Origin of the sequence: Lysinibacillus louembei, from assembly GCF_033880585.1 — a bacterium.
In the GTDB taxonomy this organism is placed as follows: domain Bacteria; phylum Bacillota; class Bacilli; order Bacillales_A; family Planococcaceae; genus Metasolibacillus; species Metasolibacillus louembei.
Window position 1 is genome coordinate 2,488,978 of record NZ_CP137624.1, and the last position, 18,990, is coordinate 2,507,967.

The 18,990-nt window shown below is 39.2% G+C and carries 17 protein-coding genes, 1 pseudogene and 1 other annotated feature; of the genes and pseudogenes, 10 read left to right on the forward strand and 8 right to left on the reverse strand.

Annotated features, from left to right (window positions below; translation table 11 throughout):
- Nucleotides 1-51 precede the first annotated feature (51 nt).
- On the reverse strand, nucleotides 52-258 hold the full coding sequence (gene sspI, locus R6U77_RS12445) for a small acid-soluble spore protein SspI (protein ID WP_319835878.1): 207 nt from the start codon (nucleotides 256-258) through the stop codon (nucleotides 52-54).
- 123 nt (nucleotides 259-381) lie between these two features.
- Here sspI and R6U77_RS12450 point away from each other — a divergent pair, with 123 nt between their 5' ends.
- The 3 genes from R6U77_RS12450 to pheT all read left to right on the forward strand — a co-directional run bounded on the left by R6U77_RS12450 (nucleotide 382) and on the right by pheT (nucleotide 5,111).
- The gene (locus tag R6U77_RS12450) at nucleotides 382-1,137 is read left to right on the forward strand and encodes a TrmH family RNA methyltransferase (protein ID WP_319838377.1); all 756 of its coding nucleotides are present in this window, start codon (nucleotides 382-384) and stop codon (nucleotides 1,135-1,137) included.
- 227 nt (nucleotides 1,138-1,364) lie between these two features.
- Nucleotides 1,365-1,604 (forward strand) — a binding site (T-box leader).
- Between the two features lie 48 nt (nucleotides 1,605-1,652).
- Nucleotides 1,653-2,690, forward strand: coding sequence for a phenylalanine--tRNA ligase subunit alpha (gene pheS, locus R6U77_RS12455; RefSeq protein WP_293926174.1), 1,038 nt, complete (start codon nucleotides 1,653-1,655; stop codon nucleotides 2,688-2,690).
- 12 nt (nucleotides 2,691-2,702) lie between these two features.
- Nucleotides 2,703-5,111 carry a phenylalanine--tRNA ligase subunit beta gene (gene pheT, locus R6U77_RS12460; protein WP_319835879.1) on the forward strand — a complete coding sequence of 803 codons (2,409 nt, stop codon included), beginning with the start codon at nucleotides 2,703-2,705 and terminating at the stop codon, nucleotides 5,109-5,111.
- Between the two features lie 45 nt (nucleotides 5,112-5,156).
- Here the strand turns inward: pheT and R6U77_RS12465 are convergent, their stop codons facing one another.
- From R6U77_RS12465 to R6U77_RS12475, 3 genes and pseudogenes are all read right to left on the reverse strand, one after another.
- Nucleotides 5,157-5,528 carry a VOC family protein gene (locus tag R6U77_RS12465; RefSeq protein ID WP_456319653.1) on the reverse strand — a complete coding sequence of 124 codons (372 nt, stop codon included), beginning with the start codon at nucleotides 5,526-5,528 and terminating at the stop codon, nucleotides 5,157-5,159.
- A gap of 33 nt (nucleotides 5,529-5,561) precedes the next feature.
- A pseudogene (locus R6U77_RS12470) lies at nucleotides 5,562-6,434 on the reverse strand (helix-turn-helix domain-containing protein).
- Nucleotides 6,435-6,464: 30 nt separating this feature from the next.
- Nucleotides 6,465-6,947, reverse strand: coding sequence for a nucleoside-diphosphate sugar epimerase (locus tag R6U77_RS12475; RefSeq protein WP_319835881.1), 483 nt, complete (start codon nucleotides 6,945-6,947; stop codon nucleotides 6,465-6,467).
- Nucleotides 6,948-7,060: 113 nt separating this feature from the next.
- Here R6U77_RS12475 and R6U77_RS12480 point away from each other — a divergent pair, with 113 nt between their 5' ends.
- Together R6U77_RS12480 and R6U77_RS12485 are read left to right on the forward strand one after the other, a co-directional pair.
- Nucleotides 7,061-7,597, forward strand: coding sequence for a hydrolase (locus R6U77_RS12480; RefSeq protein ID WP_293926181.1), 537 nt, complete (start codon nucleotides 7,061-7,063; stop codon nucleotides 7,595-7,597).
- 86 nt (nucleotides 7,598-7,683) lie between these two features.
- Nucleotides 7,684-8,097, forward strand: a complete 414-nt coding sequence (locus R6U77_RS12485; RefSeq protein WP_319835882.1) for a VOC family protein — start codon at nucleotides 7,684-7,686, stop codon at nucleotides 8,095-8,097.
- Nucleotides 8,098-8,139: 42 nt separating this feature from the next.
- On the opposite strand, the gene R6U77_RS12490 is transcribed toward R6U77_RS12485, so the two are convergent.
- Entirely contained in the window at nucleotides 8,140-9,330 is a 1,191-nt protein-coding gene (locus R6U77_RS12490) for a coenzyme F420-0:L-glutamate ligase (protein ID WP_319835883.1), read from the reverse strand.
- Between the two features lie 116 nt (nucleotides 9,331-9,446).
- Here R6U77_RS12490 and R6U77_RS12495 point away from each other — a divergent pair, with 116 nt between their 5' ends.
- From R6U77_RS12495 to R6U77_RS12510, 4 genes are all read left to right on the forward strand, one after another.
- On the forward strand, nucleotides 9,447-10,343 hold the full coding sequence (locus R6U77_RS12495) for a LysR family transcriptional regulator (RefSeq protein ID WP_319835884.1): 897 nt from the start codon (nucleotides 9,447-9,449) through the stop codon (nucleotides 10,341-10,343).
- A gap of 51 nt (nucleotides 10,344-10,394) precedes the next feature.
- The gene (locus R6U77_RS12500) at nucleotides 10,395-11,879 is read left to right on the forward strand and encodes a DEAD/DEAH box helicase (RefSeq protein WP_319835885.1); all 1,485 of its coding nucleotides are present in this window, start codon (nucleotides 10,395-10,397) and stop codon (nucleotides 11,877-11,879) included.
- The gene (locus R6U77_RS12505) at nucleotides 11,876-12,664 is read left to right on the forward strand and encodes a YqhG family protein (RefSeq protein ID WP_319835886.1); all 789 of its coding nucleotides are present in this window, start codon (nucleotides 11,876-11,878) and stop codon (nucleotides 12,662-12,664) included. The genes R6U77_RS12500 and R6U77_RS12505 overlap by 4 nt, the downstream gene beginning before the upstream one ends.
- An 82-nt stretch (nucleotides 12,665-12,746) precedes the next feature.
- Complete coding sequence (locus R6U77_RS12510) at nucleotides 12,747-13,208, forward strand: DUF2798 domain-containing protein (RefSeq protein ID WP_319835887.1); 462 nt, start codon at nucleotides 12,747-12,749, stop codon at nucleotides 13,206-13,208.
- Between the two features lie 49 nt (nucleotides 13,209-13,257).
- Here R6U77_RS12510 and R6U77_RS12515 read toward each other — a convergent pair whose 3' ends face one another.
- Entirely contained in the window at nucleotides 13,258-14,136 is an 879-nt protein-coding gene (locus tag R6U77_RS12515) for a TetR/AcrR family transcriptional regulator (protein WP_319835888.1), read from the reverse strand.
- A 269-nt stretch (nucleotides 14,137-14,405) separates the two neighbouring features.
- Between R6U77_RS12515 and R6U77_RS12520 the strand changes: the two genes are divergently transcribed.
- On the forward strand, nucleotides 14,406-15,905 hold the full coding sequence (locus R6U77_RS12520) for a DHA2 family efflux MFS transporter permease subunit (RefSeq protein ID WP_293926196.1): 1,500 nt from the start codon (nucleotides 14,406-14,408) through the stop codon (nucleotides 15,903-15,905).
- Nucleotides 15,906-15,962: 57 nt separating this feature from the next.
- Here the strand turns inward: R6U77_RS12520 and R6U77_RS12525 are convergent, their stop codons facing one another.
- Together R6U77_RS12525 and rnhC are read right to left on the reverse strand one after the other, a co-directional pair.
- Nucleotides 15,963-17,756 carry a M3 family oligoendopeptidase gene (locus R6U77_RS12525; protein WP_319835889.1) on the reverse strand — a complete coding sequence of 598 codons (1,794 nt, stop codon included), beginning with the start codon at nucleotides 17,754-17,756 and terminating at the stop codon, nucleotides 15,963-15,965.
- A 158-nt stretch (nucleotides 17,757-17,914) separates the two neighbouring features.
- Complete coding sequence (rnhC, locus tag R6U77_RS12530; protein ID WP_319835890.1) at nucleotides 17,915-18,832, reverse strand: ribonuclease HIII; 918 nt, start codon at nucleotides 18,830-18,832, stop codon at nucleotides 17,915-17,917.
- Between the last annotated feature and the right edge of the window lie 158 nt (nucleotides 18,833-18,990).

The window sequence follows — 18,990 nt, forward strand, 5'->3', positions numbered from 1 at the left end:
ATCGCTACATAGCGAAAGCAATCCAGGAGACGCTGGATTGCTTTTTTACTGCTAATTAAATTGTGTCGCTAGCTTTTCTGTAAAGTGTTGGCGTTCTTGTTCATCCGCTACATTCCACCATTTTTCTAAAAACACGCCGAGCCCTGGTAATAAGTGCTCCTCGCCACGCTCAATTGCATCCTCTACAATATCAGTTAATTCCTGTGCATTTTGCCCTGCAACATTAGCAGTAATTGCTTGTCGTATTTGAAAGTTCATCGTTCAATCTCCTTTAAAAAATATCAGTATATTGTTACTATGGACAAAATCAGTGGAATTATACTTTTCAAAATAATTTTATGATAAAATGAGGCATTGAGAAAAAAAGGGCGGTATTGAATGATGAAACGAATTGAATCAACACAAAATGCATTGGTGAAGCATTGGAAAAAGCTTGTGACAACACGCAAGGAACGCGAAAAATCAAGTGAGTTTATCGTGGAAGGCTTTCATCTTGTAGAAGAGGCATTAAAAAATAAAGAGCAAATTGTACAAATTATCGTCAAGGACAATGTAGATTTACCACTGCTTTGGTCAATTGATGATGTGGAGATTGTGCAAGTAAATGAGGCAGTCGCTAAAGAGTTAGCTGAAACCGAGCAATCACAAGGCGTCTTTGCACATTGCAAGCAGCCAAAAATAGAGGGTATGAATGCATGGCGCAAAGTATTACTTGTCGATGCGGTACAGGACCCAGGCAATATTGGTACAATGATTCGCACGGCAGATGCGGCTGGCTTAGATGCGGTTATATTAGGGAAAGGCAGTGCAGACGCCTTCAACCCGAAAACATTGCGCTCGGCACAAGGCTCACATTTCCATATTCCTGTAGTACGTGGCGATTTAGCTGAATGGATAGAAAATCTGCAAGACGAAGGTGTTGCTGTCTACGGCACAGCGCTTGAAAATGCGGTATCGTACAAGGATATCCAAGCAACAGATGCCTTTGCATTAATCGTTGGCAATGAAGGCAGTGGTATTAGCCCACAGCTTTTAGCGAAGACAGATCAAAACATTATCATCCCGATTTTAGGGCAGGCTGAATCATTGAATGTAGCTGTCGCGACAGGGATTTTATTGTATGCGTTTGTGAAATAGAAAGGAGGGCTGTTCATTTTTGAACAGCCCCTGTTAGTTTCGTTGAGCGAATTTAGTTGCTGGATGAGCGAATTTCCACATTGGATGAGCGAATTTTGTCATCCGTTGGGCGAATTATTACTTTAGTACTAAAAATCTCGATATCTTCGTTTCAAATTCATTATCATTTTTAGTAATCAACTTGAACCTTCTACAAAAATAGCGTAGAATAAAAACATATTGTATAAATAAATGCATTGACCGGGAAGAGTAGGTTCAATTGATTCATTTAAGGGAGTGCAAGCCGCGACTGAAAGCTTGCATAATGAAATCGAACACTACAGTTCACCCCGCGAGCAGCTATTCGGGAATTCGCACATCAGCATCGAAGAAAGAATAGCCGGCGTTTAACGCGTCGTTATGTAAATGAAGTGATTGCAATAGCAATAACTAGGGTGGTACCGCGAACATTCAACCTCGTCCCTTTTTTAGGGCGGGGTTTTTTTGTTTGTACATCATTTGAAGGAGGAAAAATAATGGAACAACAATTGAATCAATTGAAAGCAGAAATGCTACAAAAAATTGAAGAAGCAGCCAATTTAAAAGCATTAAACGAAGTGCGTGTTGCGTACTTAGGCAAAAAAGGACCAATTACAGATTTATTAAAAGGGATGGGGAAGCTATCTGCTGAAGAGCGTCCGAAAATGGGAGCCTTGGTCAATACAGTGCGTGAGCAAGTAACGACTGAATTAGAGGCAAAGGCAGCGATTTTAGAGGAACAGGCAATTCAAGCGCAATTAGAGCAAGAATCAATTGACGTGACATTGCCAGGTGCAGCGGTGAAATCAGGAAACCGTCATCCATTAACACGCGTTATTGAGGAAATTGAAGATTTATTCATTTCAATGGGCTACGAAATTGCAGAAGGGCCAGAAGTGGAAAAAGACTACTACAATTTCGAGGCATTAAACTTACCGAAAGACCATCCAGCACGTGATATGCAGGATACGTTTTATATTTCCGAGGAAATTTTATTGCGTACACAAACATCGCCAGTACAAGCACGTACAATGGAGGCGAAACAAGGTGCAGCAGTGCGCATTATTTGTCCAGGGAAAGTATTCCGTCGCGATTCAGACGATGCAACACACTCGCATCAATTCATGCAAATTGAAGGCCTTGTTGTAGGCGAAAATATTTGTATGAGCGATTTAAAGGGTACGCTTGATGTCTTAACGAAAAAAATGTTTGGTGCTGATCGTGAAATTCGTTTACGTCCATCCTTTTTCCCGTTCACAGAGCCTTCTGTAGAGGTTGACGTATCATGCTTCAAATGTGGTGGCTCAGGCTGTAACGTATGTAAGCAAACTGGATGGATTGAAATTTTAGGCTCAGGCATGGTACATCCAAATGTACTTGAAATGGCTGGCTATGATCCGAAAAAGGTATCTGGTTTTGCATTTGGTATTGGTGTAGAGCGTATTGCCATGCTGAAATACGGTGTAGACGATATTCGTCATTTTTATACAAACGATGTGCGCTTCCTATCACAATTTGAGCGCGCAGAAGGGTAAGGTGGAAGAACGATGTTAGTATCATTGAAATGGCTTAGCCAATATGTTGATTTCTCAAACTTAGCACCAGCTGAATTAGCAGAAAAAATTACACGTTCAGGTATTGAAGTGGACGCTGTGATTGACCGCTCACAGGGCATGACAAATGTCGTTGTTGGGCATGTTGTTTCAAAAGAAAAGCACCCTGAAGCAGATAAATTAAATATTTGTCAAGTTGATGTTGGTGAAGAAAGCTTACAGCAAATTATTTGTGGTGCACCAAATGTTGATGCAGGACAAAAGGTGATTGTCGCTCGTCCAGGCGCCCATTTACCAGGCGGCATTAAAATTAAAAAAGCGAAGCTACGTGGTCAAGAGTCAAATGGAATGATTTGCTCATTACAAGAATTAGGCATTGAAGGTCGCCTTGTACCAAAAGCCTATGCCGAAGGGATTTATGTGCTACCAGAGGATAGCGTGCCAGGCACAGATGCACTTGAGCTATTAGGCTTACGCGACACAGTGTTAGAGCTAGGTTTAACAGCAAACCGCTCTGATGCTATGTCAATGCTAGGCGTTGCTTACGAAGTTGCAGCAATTTTAGACACGGATGTAAAACTACCTGAAATCACATACGCAACATCAAATGAAAAAGCAGCAGATGTCTTGCAGCTTGAAGTACAAGATACGACAGTGAACCCATTGTATGTTGCGAAAGTTGTTAAAAATATTCAAGTGGCTGAGTCACCATTATGGCTACAGCATTATTTAATGGCTGGTGGCATTCGTCCACATAACAATGTAGTCGATATTACGAACTATATTTTATTAGAATACGGTCAGCCATTGCATGCCTTCGACTACAATCAATTAAGTACAGGGAAAATCGTCACACGCCCAGCGCAGGCAGGCGAAAAAATGACGACATTAGATGATATTGAACGCACATTACAGCCGCATAACTATTTAATTACAAATGGTGAAGTAGCAGAGGCAGTTGCGGGTGTCATGGGTGGTGCGAAATCAGAGGTTTCTGATGCGACAACAACTGTTGTCATTGAATCTGCTTATTTCGCAGGCTCATCTGTGCGCCGTACATCGAAGGATTTAGGCTTACGCTCAGACTCTTCAGCACGCTTCGAAAAGGGAGTAGACCCGAATCGCGTATTGCTTGCAGCAGAGCGTGCAGCACAGCTATTAGCTGAACTGGCAGGCGGCGAGGTATTAGAAGGAACGGTGCTAGTTGATGAACTGGATAAAACACCAAAGCAAGTTATCGTATCACCAGATTTCATTAATGCACGCCTTGGTATGAAAATTTCATTAGAGGACATGATTTCGATTTTAAATCGCCTACAATTCGGCGTAGAAGCGGCGAACGGTGTCTTAATTGTTGATGTACCAACACGTCGTGGTGATATTACAATTGAAGAGGATATCGTGGAAGAAATTGCACGCCTGTATGGCTATGATGAAATTCCGATGACATTGCCAGCATCAGGTGAGCAAGTAGGTGGCTTAACACCATATCAAGCGAAGCGCCGTGTTGTGCGTAATGTGATGGAGGGGGCAGGCTTATACCAAGCGGTGACTTACTCATTAACATCTGCTGAGGATGCACAAAAATTTGCATTACAAAAAGAGGAAACAACGAAGCTTTTAATGCCAATGAGTGAAGAACACTCAACATTGCGTCAAAGCTTGCTGCCACATTTAATTGATGCAGTTAGCCATAACGTGGCACGTCAAGTAAACGACGTAGCATTGTATGAAATTGGCTCTGTCTTCCTTGGGAAAACGGCGGAAGATTTACCGCATGAGGAAGAGCATTTAGCGATTGCCTTAACAGGTCGTTGGATAGATAACGCATGGCAAGGTGAGAAAAAAGCAGTCGATTTCTTCGTCGCAAAAGGCATTGTAGAGGCATTGTTTGCGCAGCTAGGCTTAACTGCGGCAGTGCGTTATGAAAAAGCGGCAGTAGAAGGCTTACACCCTGGACGTACAGCACATATTTTATTAAATGACGAAGTAATTGGGGTAATCGGTCAATTACATCCTGCTGAGCAGAAAAAGAGCGATTTAAAAGAAACTTATGTAGTGGAAATGAAGCTAGCCGCTATTTTAAATGCAGAAGTAGAAGGACTTGTTTATAGCCCTGTTCCACGCTTCCCAAGCATTACGCGTGATATTGCATTAGAGCTAGACCGCGCAACAGCGGCAGGCGAAATCGAAGCGATTATTCGTGCGGCAGGTACGAAGCTATTGAAAAATGTTAAAGTGTTCGACGTATACCAAGGTGAAAAAGTAGCAGCAGACAAAAAATCCGTTGCCTTTTCATTAACATACTTCGATGCAGAGCGCACATTAACAGACGAAGAAGTTGTCGCAGCGCATAACAAAGTATTAAAAGCACTTGCAGCAGCAGGAGCAGAAGTACGTTAATAACCAATAACAAAAGGAGACCGTTGCGGCGGTCTCCTTTTGTTTTTAAATTTGCACTTCACTCATCAATGCATGGGTATTACCTTCTGTATCCTTAAAAAACACCATCCATGTTTCCACCTGTCCCATTTTCGCTACCATATGAGGTGCATCTATAAAGATCACACCTTTATCTACTAAGTTTTCATAAATGCTTTTAATGTCATTTACTTGAAAATAAATAACAGAGCTTGAGGAAGCGAACTCCTCTTTTTCAGGAAGTGATAGCAGAAGTCGCAGTCCATTACATTCAAAAAAAGCCATTGTATCTGTGTTAAATAGAAGTGTGAGCCCTAATTTCTCTTTATAAAAAACTAATGCGCGACCTAAATCTTTAACAGTTACCCCAATTTGTCCTACTTTTTGAATCATTGTCATATTCTCCTTTCAAATAACTATTCTAAGAATAAATCATTTCTTAAAATCTTTCTTATCCAATATCACTTTTTTTCGATATTCTGTAGGAGAGATTCCAACATATTGTTTAAACATTTTGCTAAAGGACACAGGATTTTGAAAGCCTAGCTGAAAGGTTATATTTGTCATATTTTTATCTTCATCTTGTAATAGCTACCTCGCTTTTTGAACTCTAAATTCGGATATATGCTGGTGTGGCGTTTTACCGTATATCTGGTAATAAGCTCTCAGTAAATGGTTAGCAGATAAACAAGCGATTTGTGCAATTTCATTTAATTTTAATGGTGTATGAAAATATGACCTAATATAGTCATGAGCTATACTGATTCTTTTATATAATTCTTCACGTGTAGAAGGACGAACCGCCTTTAATGATTCCATTTCTTTGTATGCATGAAAATGTTCATTCAAAAGAGATTGCATAATTATATGAAATGGCTCCTCATAGCCAGCCGTATCCATTTCAAGGCCAGGTAATGCCTGTTTAAAGGATTGTAGCTGAGCAGATAAAGCATTATTTTTATGAAAGGTTTTATCAAAAAAGTCGATAGAATCTATCTCCTTATATGGATCAGTTAAAAGCGTATCGTTTTTTTCTTTTAATGCACGAAACACTTCCCCAGCAAAACCATCTTTAAAGAAAATACAAAAAGACTCCACTTCGGTTATTTCCTCAATGGAGATGGTGTAAGGACCTTCATTAAGTAGAAGGTATCTACTTTCCTCTACAGTATAAAAACCATAATTGGTCTTATAATGAGCTTTGCCATTTGAGAATGTTTTAATAGATAGTTGGCCATTCCCTTCCCAATAAAATTGCTTACTCTTTGCATGTAAAATAAAATTGGAAGATTCACTCTTCGACATCTAAAAAGCTCCTTTGCTGTAAGCTAAAAACTACTCAATCTCCTCAGCCGCTTTTTTTGGCTTCACAACCCCATAAATAGCTCCAAGCACTGCACTGATCGTATGGATAAATAAAAACGTATAGTAATTAATAAACACTCGGTTCGTATATTCATTTAAAACAGGAAGACCGTAGATTTGAGATTGTGGGTCATATGTTGTGCCACCAAGTGAGGCATACACATCATTTTTGTACTGCACTGCATAATAGCCTGTAGCGATAATCAATCCAATACCTGCGATGACTAAAATATTGCGTAATATTGAGTCTTTTGAGCCTCGCGCTAGCTCCATGAAAAAACGAAATGTCACAAATAAGCTTAATAAAATAAAAGGGGTAATAAGTGCAAGCCCCACAATACCTAAATTGCCATGTTTCACTGTATCATCCAGTTGAAATGTGAAAAAATATTCAATAATCATCACGCCAAATAAAGAAATGGCGATGCTAATAAGCCAGCTTTTTCTTAACATTTAAAAAACCTCCTCGCCATACAACTATACATAAAATAGAGAGGCTGTTCAATGCTGTAAATTGTAAAACATATAGGCAGGTTTTATAATAAGGAGAAAAGGGGGAATCATCCATGTTGCAAAAAGAAGAAGCAGTACTTGTTTTAATTGATATACAAGGTAAGCTTGCACAAATCGTAGAAAATAGCGAAAATGTCATTCACAATATTGTAAAAGTAGTGAAGGGTGCAAATGTATTGGAGCTGCCAATTTTATGGCTAGAGCAATATCCGAAAGGCTTGGGTCCCACAACACCTGAAATTGCTGCTGAAATTAACGGACAGCCAATTGAGAAAATTACATTTAGCGCCTATGATACAGAGGAATTTCGTGTAAAGCTTGAAGCAACAGGCCGCAAAAAAATATTGCTTGCAGGTATTGAAGCGCATATTTGTGTCTATCAAACGGCAGCACATTTACTTGCAAACGGCTATGAAGTCGAGGTTTTAGTGGACTGTGTATCCTCACGTACGGCAGAAAATCGCCAGCTCGGTATTGGTAAAATGCTACAGCTAGGCGCTAAACAAACGAGCGTAGAAATGGCTTTATTTGAAATGCAGCAAGTCGCAAAAGGTGACGCTTTTAAAGCGATTAGCACCATCGTAAAATAAATATAGAACATTTGTTCCTTTTGGTGTATAATAAAAAACGTAATATTGTACAAGCTACTACTAAATTGAGATGGAGAGTGGATAAGATGGCAATTAACGTATACTTAATTTTTGATGGACAAACACGTGAGGCGATTGAGCTTTATAAGGAAGCATTTCAAACTGATACAACGCAAATGATGACATTTGGAGAAGGGCATGCGAACGATGAGCACCCAATTCCAGAGGAAGCAAAAGATTTAATTATGCATGCTCGTATGTCAGCGATGGGGGCAGATTTAATGTTTTCTGATACATTCCCTGGACACCCATATACAGTAGGGAACAATGTGACATTAGCTGTTGTCACAAACGATGAAGCAAAGCTGCGTCATGCCTTTGATGTATTAAAGCGTGATGGCAAGGTGCATATGGAGCTACAAGAAACGTTTTGGAGCAAATGCTATGGTGGCTTAACAGATAAATTTGGTGTGGAATGGCAGTTTAATTACGAGGCATAAACAAAGACGTCGGGGAAATCGTTTCCCCGACGCCTAGTCTTATTATTTTGTATAGTTATCGAAGTAGCCTTGAATATAAATCATTGGTGTTCCTTTGTCGCCAGAGCCAGAGGTTAAATCTGACAGCGAGCCGATTAAGTCTGTTAGCTTACGTGGTGTTGTACCTTGTGCAGCCATTTGACCTGTTAAATCTTCACCTTTATTTGTAATATATTCAGAAATCGCTGCTTTTAATTCCTCGCCTCGTAAATCAGCAAAGTCATTGTCAGCTAAATATTTTAATTTCACTTCATTTGGCGTGCCTTCAAGACCTTTTGTATATGCAGGTGATACAACTGGGTCAGCAAGCTCCCAAATCTTCCCTACAGGATCTTTAAATGCGCCATCACCATAGACCATCACTTCAACTATTTTACCTGTTGCTTCTTTAATTTTCGCTTGAATACCATCAACGATTGGCTGGCAATTATGTGGGAATAGCTTAACAGTATCTTCTGTCGCTTTATTCGAGCCAAGCAAGCCATATTCTGGATTGAAGCCAGAGCCATCAATGGATTCCGATAAAATATTATCTAAAGTAAAGACCTTTTCAGCACCGTTATTTACTAATGTACGCTTTGTACGGAAACGTGTATGAATATCACATGCTAAAACGCTTTTCGTATAATCTAAAATTGTTTTTGGGTTGTTTGAGAAGATGACTTCACATGCTGCGCCCTCTGCCTCAATTAATTGTTTGTAATACTCAATATAGTCTACGCCTGTAAACGTATGCTTTTTAAAGCCGAAATGCTCACGGAACTCAGCCTCTGATAACGTATCTGTCCAAGGATTGACACCTTTCACATCCAACTCATCGATATCGACTAAATGGTTACCTACCTCATCAGATGGATAGCTTAGCATAAGCACGATTTTTTTCGCACCTTTTGCAATGCCGCGTAAGCAGTTGGCAAAGCGATTACGAGATAGGATAGGGAAAATAACACCGATTGTATCATCACCAAATTTAGCCGCAACATCCTTCGCGATATGCTCAACGCCTGCGTAATTTCCTTGTGCACGTGCAACAACAGATTCTGTTACTGTCACAATATCACGATCTTCAATTGAGTAGCCTTCTACTTTTGCTGCATTTAATACTGTATCAACAACGATTTGTTCAATATCGTCACCTTCATTAATAATAGGACCACGAAGTCCTCGTACAACTGTTCCAACTACACGTTCCATAGTATCTCTCCTAACGTTTTCATCCAATTATCTTTTTTATCCAAAGTTTACTATACAACAATGATATGTTATAAGTAAAATTAATAATAATTATAGGGAGTATAAGTAGAATTAATATGATTGGAAAATTAGATTATTACCGTATTTTTAATATTGTTAGCCATAATAAAAGTTTTTCTAAAGCGGCAGAAGAGCTCTACATGACGCAATCCGCAGTAAGTCAAGCAATTCATAAATTAGAAAAAGAGCTTGCAACACCCCTTTTTCATCGCACCCCAAAAGGTGTGATATTAACGGATGAGGGGAAAGTGTTATATGAATATGTGCAATCAGCACTTGGCATTTTACATTCAGGTGAGGAAAAGCTAATGGAATTTAAGCATTTGACAACAGGGCAGTTACGTATTGGCGTAGGAGATACAATTTCGCGTTATTTTTTGCTACCTTATTTAGAAACGTTCCATTTGAAATATCCAGGCGTTCGTCTTACGGTATTAAACGGAACAACCTCTGAAATTCGAGATTTCATAAGAACGGGTGAAGCGGATATTGGTGTATGTAATTTGCCTATTCAAGATGAACAATTACAGGTGCTGCCATGCAAGAAAATCCATGATATTTTCGTTTGTGGAGAAAAATATAAAAACTTAACGAAAAAGCCTGTTCCATTGTCTTTGTTAATGAAAATGCCGTTAATTTTTCTGGGTAAAAAGGCAAATTCACGCAATTATGTGGAGCACTATTTGAAGGAGCAGGGCTATCATTTAACACCTGAATTTGAGCTGGGCTCACACGATTTACTGCTGCAATTTGCGCAAATTAATTTAGGCATTGCCTGTGTAACGAAGGAATTTGCGATGGAATATTTAGAAAAAGGGCTTTTATATGAGCTGTCATTACAGCAACCATTACCAGAGCGGAGCATTGGTATTTGTCATTTGAAGTCAGTGCCCTTATCAAGAGCTGCTCGGAAATTTAGCGAGCTTATAAATCCGATGATGACGCATGGATAAAATTTATTTTTTCGGGCACCCTACAAGTAATTGAATGCTGAGGTGGTCCATATGGAAATCGAACAATCAACAAAATGGCAGGAAGGTTTTATGCAACGGCTAAATGGTGAGCAGTCTTGGCAAAGCTGGGCGCTTTATCAAATGAATTATGAGCTGACGAAGGCGCAATTAATACCTGATTTTTCAGGCTTACAATGTGTGAAATATTTGCCGATGCTTTCACCGCTACAGCATCAAATTGAGGCAGCAACAACGGTTATTGAGCAAATGCATGGCAAGGCAATTTTGGCGGATGAGGTAGGCTTAGGGAAAACGATTGAAGCAGGCTTAATTTTAAAGGAATACATGGTACGTGGTCTTGTGCAAAAGGCACTTATTTTAGCTCCTGCGTCACTCATTACACAATGGATTGACGAATTGACATTGAAGTTTCATATTCCGGCAGTTGCCTATCATAAAAAATATGGGCTTGAGCAGTGCAATATTGTTGTGATGAGCATGGATACAGCGAAGAAAAGCCCGCATAAAGAACGGATTTATGCACAAAATTTTGACATGATTATTATTGATGAGGCACATAAATTAAAAAATCATAAAACACAAATTTATGAGTTTGTGCAAAGCTTGAAAAAGAAGTTTTGCTTATTGCTAACAGCAACACCGATTCAAAATAATATTTTTGAATTGTTTTATTTAATCTCCTTATTAAAGCCTGGGCAATTAGGGAGCTATGAGGCTTTTCAAGCTGCTTTTTCAGCTAAAAAGCAGTCACTGGAGCATCAAGAATTTTTACAGGAGCTTGTCCATCAAGTGATGGTGCGTAATCGACGAGAGGATACAAATGTTGAATGGACGAAGCGCCATGTGCAAATTGTACCAATTCATTTCTCGCAAGAGGAGCAGGCAATCTATGAGCAAATAAGCAGCTTAGACGTGCCAAACCCAATGACGCGCTTAACGCTGCAAAAGGAGCTATGCAGCAGTAAAGAGGCACTTTGTGAAACATTGTCAAAAATGCCACAGCTACCTGAAGAGCTTATGGAAGGTTTGCAGCAATTAACAATCAATTCAAAGGCGCAGAAAACAGCTGAACTTATTCAACAAATTAATAATAAGGTCATCATTTTTACAGAATACCGTGCGACACAGCACTATTTACAAGCTTATTTATATGAAATGGGTATTACCTCTGTTTTATTTAATGGTAAATATAAAAAAAGTAAGCGAGATTATATGAAGCATTTATTTAAGGAGCATGCGCAAGTGTTAATCGCAACAGAGGCTGGCGGTGAGGGGATTAACCTACAGTTTTGTAGTCATGTCATTAACTATGATTTACCATGGAATCCGATGAAGCTTGAGCAGCGCATCGGACGTGTGCACCGCTTAGGGCAGACGGAGGATGTACAAATTTATAATTTTGCGGTGGAACAAACGATTGAGCAGCATATTTTAGCATTGCTTCATGCCAAAATCGACGTATTTGAGCAAGTGGTCGGGGAGCTGGATGCGATTTTAACGAATAGGAGCGGATGAGACCAACGATGGATGCGCAGCGAATCAATCAGTTTTTAACGCATTTTTTTCAGGAAACAGGCTGTGAGGTTTTACAGCTAAACGATAGCTTGCAAGTGCAATTAACTGTCGAGATGGATAAAAAAATAATGAATCGCCCATTTTATTGGCAATATGTTGAGGCGACAAATAGTGAGCCGAACCCAGCTCGATTACATTTAACGACGAGCATGCAGGGGCAGGGAGAAATTATTCATTTTGGTTCACCAAGATTACAGCAGTTACGCCAAGTGACAGGAGAGTTAGGAGCATATGTCCAAATGTATGAGCAGACAGGGGGCGTTGCGCAAAATTTTCTAACCCCTTGGCTTGCAGTGAATTATAAAGTGTCCTATTGCTGTGATTGTACAAAGGAAATGCTTTATTCATTTGGCTTGAATTTAATGACAGGCTACGTAAAGCAAAATTTCCATGAGCTACTTATGCAAAAAGATTTGCAGATGACAAAGCCACAAAATAGCTTTTGTGTGCAGCATATTATTGCACCAACTAGAGGATTACAGCGTTTGCAAAGAACGATGGAAGAAATTATTTTGCAGGATAATCATGCATGGGCAGATGAAGCCATAATGAAATGGCAACGTGAGCTACGTGTACTCAATTATTTTTATGGGGATATGGAGGACAAGCCTGAGGTTTATCAAATTGAACAGCAGGCACTGCAAGAGCGTTACAATGCAAAAATTAAAATGGATGCTGTAAGTGGTGGTTTATTTTATCTTGAATCAGTAGAAAGTGATTATTAAAGTTCACGAAATGTTCACTTATGAAGAATTTTTCCTCTCTCTATAATTAGAATTTGTAAAGTGACGAGAGAGGGGAATTTATTTGCCAATAACGAGAAAAGAAAGTATTCAATTCAGTTTAATGATGTGTTTTGGAATGGTCGTCGTGATGACCTTCTATAATTTTTATCTAAATGGTTTAATAGGTGAAATTACATTAACGGAAGGGCTCATTAATTTTCTTATTACATTTATGATTGCCTTTATACTTGAAGTGTTTTTAGTTGGACCAATTGCGAAAAAAGTTGCTTTTAAAGCAACGATGCATACAACGAAAAAAGTATATAAAATTTTAGCCATCTCCATATGTATGGTAATTGGCATGGTACTTGTAATGACCTTATATGGTGTCATGACGATGAGTCTACATGTAGGTCATATGCCTGCTTATTTTGTAGCGGAATATGTAACTGCTTTCGGGAAAAACTTTGTGATAGCGTTGCCACTGCAAATACTTATTATTGGCCCATTTGTGCGATATCTTTTTATGAAGTTAATCAAATAGGCGAAAAAAGATGGAGTGAATACGGTTTTTCCGCTATTCACTCCATCTTTTAATTTTTTAGTAAGAACGTGATTTTATAAGATAATTCGATTGCTTCAGCTTCATGCGTTGTGCTTTTAAACGCAGTACGAAAGCTTTGTAGTGATGCGTTGATTACATGTTTGCGCCAAGAGTCTTTAGATAATTCCTCGATGAGAAAGGCTGCGAGCTCATGACCTGTTGCATTTGTTTTCGCTTCTAGTTGTTTAATAAAGCCCGTTAGCTGCTCTATAACATTTTCCTTTGTTGTAACAGGCTGTGTCGTCTTGTTTTGTATACGCTGAAAGGCATCAACGCCTAGCAATGTAGCATTTGTTTGTTGCATTGTTGGGAGCAAGGCTTGAACATATTCCAATCCTTTTTGTACTAGCTGATACAAGTCAGCTGGTACGTGATAGGCACTGCGCCATGCCATTGCTAAGTAATGGGTGATGCCGAAAAAAATTAAGGCGCATTCGAAGGCATATGGTCGAATTTCTTCACCGAACACATTGATTAAACGTTCTGTTAGCCATTGAATTTCCTGAAAACGGTGTTGGCGTAGCCCTTTCTTTAGCTCCAAATCACTCGATTGAAAAATACCCTCAAACAATGTCATTAAATTTTGTTCTTGTCGCAGCTTCATTGGCACAATAATTTGTTCAATTAGTATATGAATATCTTGTTCATCGTGATTCGCCAGCAATTCATAGCGTTGAAGCTGTGTTGTATAACGAAGCTGCTCCAAAATGGCTAAAAAGCATTCGTTTTTAGATGAGAAGTAATTATAAAACGTGCCTTTCGATATACTCGCATGCTCGATAATATCTTGTACGGATGTATGATGAAAGCCTTTTTCGGTAAAAAGCTGTAAGGATACATCAATGATTTTCCTTTTTCTTGTATTCACTATAGTTCAGTCCCTTGGATTTGCTTTTATTTAACCCGCATTAACGGACAGTAAGATGTCCACCTCAAGAGTTGAGAGAATGGGCGCTAACTGTCCGTAAAAGCCTGATTGAAGTTGCTCTTTATACTATCATTCTATATGTAAAACCTTGATAATTCAAGGTTTTTAAACTTATAGTAAAAAACAGTTGCGATTTTTAGACTATGAGTATAAAATAAGTCAAGTGAAACTTCGAACTATGAAATAATAAAGGGAAAGGGTTTTTAAGTATGACAACAGAAACATTAAAAAAACCGCCGTATTTAATGATTGCGATTTTATTTATTGGCACATTTGTTGCCTTTTTAAATAACACATTGTTAAATATTGCGTTACCATCTATTATGGTGGACTTAAATATTGAAAACTACTCAACTGTTCAATGGCTATCAACAGGCTATATGTTAGTGAGCGGGATTTTAGTTCCAGCCTCCGCTTTTTTAATTACAAAATTTAAAAACCGCACAATTTTCACTGTCTCAATGGGATTATTTTTACTTGGAACAGTGATGGCGGCATTTGCACCAAACTTCGGTATTTTAATCGCGGGGCGTATGGTGCAAGCAGCAGGTGCTGCTACGATGTCACCATTATTAATGAATATTATGTTAATCAGCTTCCCAATTGAAAAACGTGGGACAGCGATGGGCTTATTTGGACTTGTAATGTTCGCAGCTCCAGCAATCGGACCAACATTGTCTGGATGGATTGTAGAGCATTACGATTGGCGCGTGCTTTTCGAAATGATTATTCCATTTGCGGCAATTAGCTTGCTTCTTGGAATTTGGAAGCTGCGCAATATTATGCCAACACGTGAAGTAACAATTGATTATCTATCATTAGTGTTATCGACCATCGGGTTTGGTGGCTTGCTATATGGCTTCAGTATGGCTGGCTCAAAAGGCTGGGGCGAAGTAGAAGTGTATGGCACGATTATTTTAGGAGCAATTGGTTTACTAACATTTATTGTACGCCAATTAAAATTAGACGAACCATTATTGAATTTACGTATTTATAAATATCCGATGTTTGCCCTATCATCTGTTATTTCGATGGTCATGTCTGTAGCAATGTTCTCAGGGATGATTTTAACGCCTGCTTACGTACAAACAGTGCGTGGTATTTCACCATTCGATGCAGGGTTAATGATGCTTCCAGGGGCACTTGTGATGGGCTTCATGTCACCTATTACAGGGAAGCTTTTTGATAAATATGGCCCTCGTATCATTGCCATGATTGGTTTAATTATTATGACAGTGTCCACATATTATTTATCGAAATTATCAATGGACTCATCGCATGCTTATATTATTACAGTTTATACTGTGCGTTCATTTGGTATGGCACTTGTGATGATGCCGATTATGACAAATGGTTTGAATCAAATACCGATGAAGATGAATCCGCATGGTACAGCCATTAACAATACGGCACAGCAAGTAACAGGGGCAATTGGTACGGCGATTTTCGTAACGATTATGAACTCGCATACGAAATCGCGCGCAATAGAGCTTGCAGCAGAAGCGAAAGAAAAAGCAGCAGCTAGTGGTGTTCAGCCAACAGAGGCACAAATTGCAGAAATGACAGCACAAATTCAGCAAACAGCAATGCTCGAAGGGATTAATTTCACTTTCTTCGTTGCGGCAGCTGTTTCGTTAATTGCGCTTATTTTAACATTCTTTGTAAAACGAGTAGATGTAACCAAACGAGAAGATTATCAAGCGAAATAAATGAAGAAAGGCTATTAGAAAAGCAGGGGATACCTGCTATTTCTAATAGCCTTTTGTTTAATTTGATGTTAACGCAATAAATTCCTCAACATCTTTTTCACAAAGTGCAATGCCCTTTAACCAGAAATCGCGCTTCGTAATATCTTCGCCTAAATGCTTCATCGCTAAATCTTCCACAGTCATTACCGCTGTATCACGTAGTAAGGCGATATATTTCTCCTCAAAGCCTGTGCCTTCCTCTTTTGCCTTCGCATAAATGCTTAGCGAGAATAGGTAGCCAAACGTGTATGGGAAGTTGTAGAACGGTACACCTGTAATAAAGAAGTGTAGCTTCGTTGCCCAGAAGTGTGGGTGTGTTTCACCAAGAGCATCTACATATGCCTCACGCTGTGCTTGTTCCATTAATTCGTTTAAGCGTTTTGATGACACAACACCGTTTTTACGCTCCTCGTAGAAGCGTGTTTCAAATAGGAAGCGTGCATGGATATTCATAAAGAAGGCAACAGAGCGTTGTACTTTATCTTCAAGTAACGCAATTTTCTCTTCTTTTGTGCTTGCTTCTTCCACCGCTGCATCTGCCACAATCATCTCTGCAAATGTCGAAGCAGTTTCCGCTACGTTCATCGCATAGCCTGTATTTAATGGGTGAACAGGGCGTAACGCATAGCTATGGAATGCATGACCAAGTTCATGTGCTAATGTCGCTACATTGGACATTGAGCCTGAATACGTCATAAAAATACGCGATTGCTGTGCTAATGGGAAGCCTGTGCAGAAGCCACCTGGTTTTTTATTGTCGCGGTCCTCTGCTTCAATCCACCCATCCTCAAATGCTTTACGTGAAAAGGCTTCTAGCTCTGCGCCAAAACGACCGAAATGCTTTAAAATAAAGGCAGCCCCTTCTTGATAATCCATTTTTGCTGTTGCCTCTGTAACTGGTGCATCAAAGTCATGCCAATTTAATTTTTCATCGCCAAGCATTTGTGCTTTATGTGTTAAATAGTTTGCAAATGTAGCTTTGCGCTCTGTAATAGCACCCCACATGGCATCAAGTGTTTCTTCCTTCATGCGATTAATTGTTAAAGGCTCTTTTAATACATTGTCCCAGCCGCGTTTTTTATAAACATTTAAGCGGAAGCCTGCTAAATGGTTTAATGTTTTTGCGAAAAATTCCTCGCGCTCTGTAAACACTTTTTCAATTGCCTCGAAAGCAGCTTTGCGCACTTTTGGATCTTTATGTGAGCTTAAGTTATTCGCTTGACCAACAGAAAGCGACTTCATTTCGCCATCGATTTCAACCTCTACACGAATATCGCTTATTAATAGATCATACATTTCGCCCCAAGAACGATAGCCATCTACTGTTAAAGAAGAAATTAAAGCTTCTTCCTCTTCAGATAACGATTCCTTCGAGGCATCACGCCACTCTGTTAAAATGAAGGCAAATGGCGCTAGTTCATCCGCTGTAATTAATTGCTGGAACGTTGTTTCTTCAATTTCACCAACTATTTGACGCAGTTTTTCATATGATGGTGCCACTTCGGCATAAAGCGAAGAAACTTTGCCTAGTAATAGCATTGCTTCACGGTCTTTAATGTTTTGTGCGTTTAAACAAGATAAAAAGGCACCTGCCTGCGCCATATGCTGGCGCACGTCTTTCACTTTATCAATTACTTGTAATAATCCTGCTGTTTCTGTAGCAGATTGTGGTACAGCAAGTTCACTAACGAATTGTTGTAAATCTTGCACTAAAGCTGCTGTTTTTTCTAAATGTGCAGCAAATTGAGGCGAGCTGCTACCACCTTCGAAAAATACATCTAAATCCCATACTTCTGGATAATTCGTTGTCATGAAAATTCCCCCTATAAACAAATTCTTTTCTATTTTACAAAAATTCCGAACATATTTCACGTATTTTTTTCGATTTTCGAAATATTTCTCCTATTCAAGATCATAAAAAATTGATTAATCCTAAGAAGCTTAGGGGTAATCGATTTTTTATGGTTGAATTACTTCATCATCTTGCGTGCCTTCTCCGTATTGGCAAAATGCCATTTAGAAATGGAGCGCAACACATCCTCGCCCTTTGTCTTCCAAATTTTCGCTGCCATCACATCGACTTTACTGCTCGCACCTTTTTGCAAAGTAAAGCCGACGAGCTCACTCAATCGATCCATTTCCTTTAAAAAGGCATAGCGAGCTAAAATAGAGGCTGTTGCTACCGCAACATGCAAATTTTCCGCCTTTGTTGAAAACAGTACATTGTCACGTACGATTTCTTTTTCCTTTTGGATATGGCGATAGTACGTATCGCGCTCGGCAAATTGGTCGATTAAAATATACTGTGGCTGTTCGGGTGCAATTTTGTTTAACACATGCTTTAATGCCTGATTGTGAAGCAATGCCTTCATCTTGCCCTGTGAATAGCCCTTTGTCTGTAATGCGTTATATTTGTCATTACGCAATGTTAAAATACTGTAAGTGCAAACCTTCATTAAATCAGGGGCGATTTTTCTCATATAATCATCGGTTAACATTTTTGAATCTTTGACACCAAGCTCCTGAACCAGTGGAATTTTGTCGGCAGGTACATAAACAGCCGCAACAGTAATTGGGCCGAAATAATCGCCTGTGCCTGTTTCGTCAGAGCCAATAACCGACATTGTGGCAAAGCTTTCAGGTAATTTGTCGCCTTTTGCTGCACTTGTTTTAGCTGTTGTAGTCGCTATGCCCCATCGTGCAGCCTCACGCTCAGCGCCGCCCCCTTGAAACATCACTTTGCCTGACTTATATGCAGTAATCGATGTATCTGCTAATTTTGCTGCAAAGACAACGCCTGGAGCATTACGGCTCACTTGATTTTTTACATAAGCATTTTTCACTTCTTGCACTTGTTCATTTGTTAAGAGTAAAACGATATTGGTCATTGATTCCGTCCTTTCTATGAACTTCCTTTATTGTGCGAGGGATTTAGAGAGAAGTCAAATACTTGGATTTATATGCTAAAAGTGAAGTTATAAAACAGGATTAAATATTATTGAGGTATAATTGGTTAATTTATGGTATAATTATATGTATATAGGAT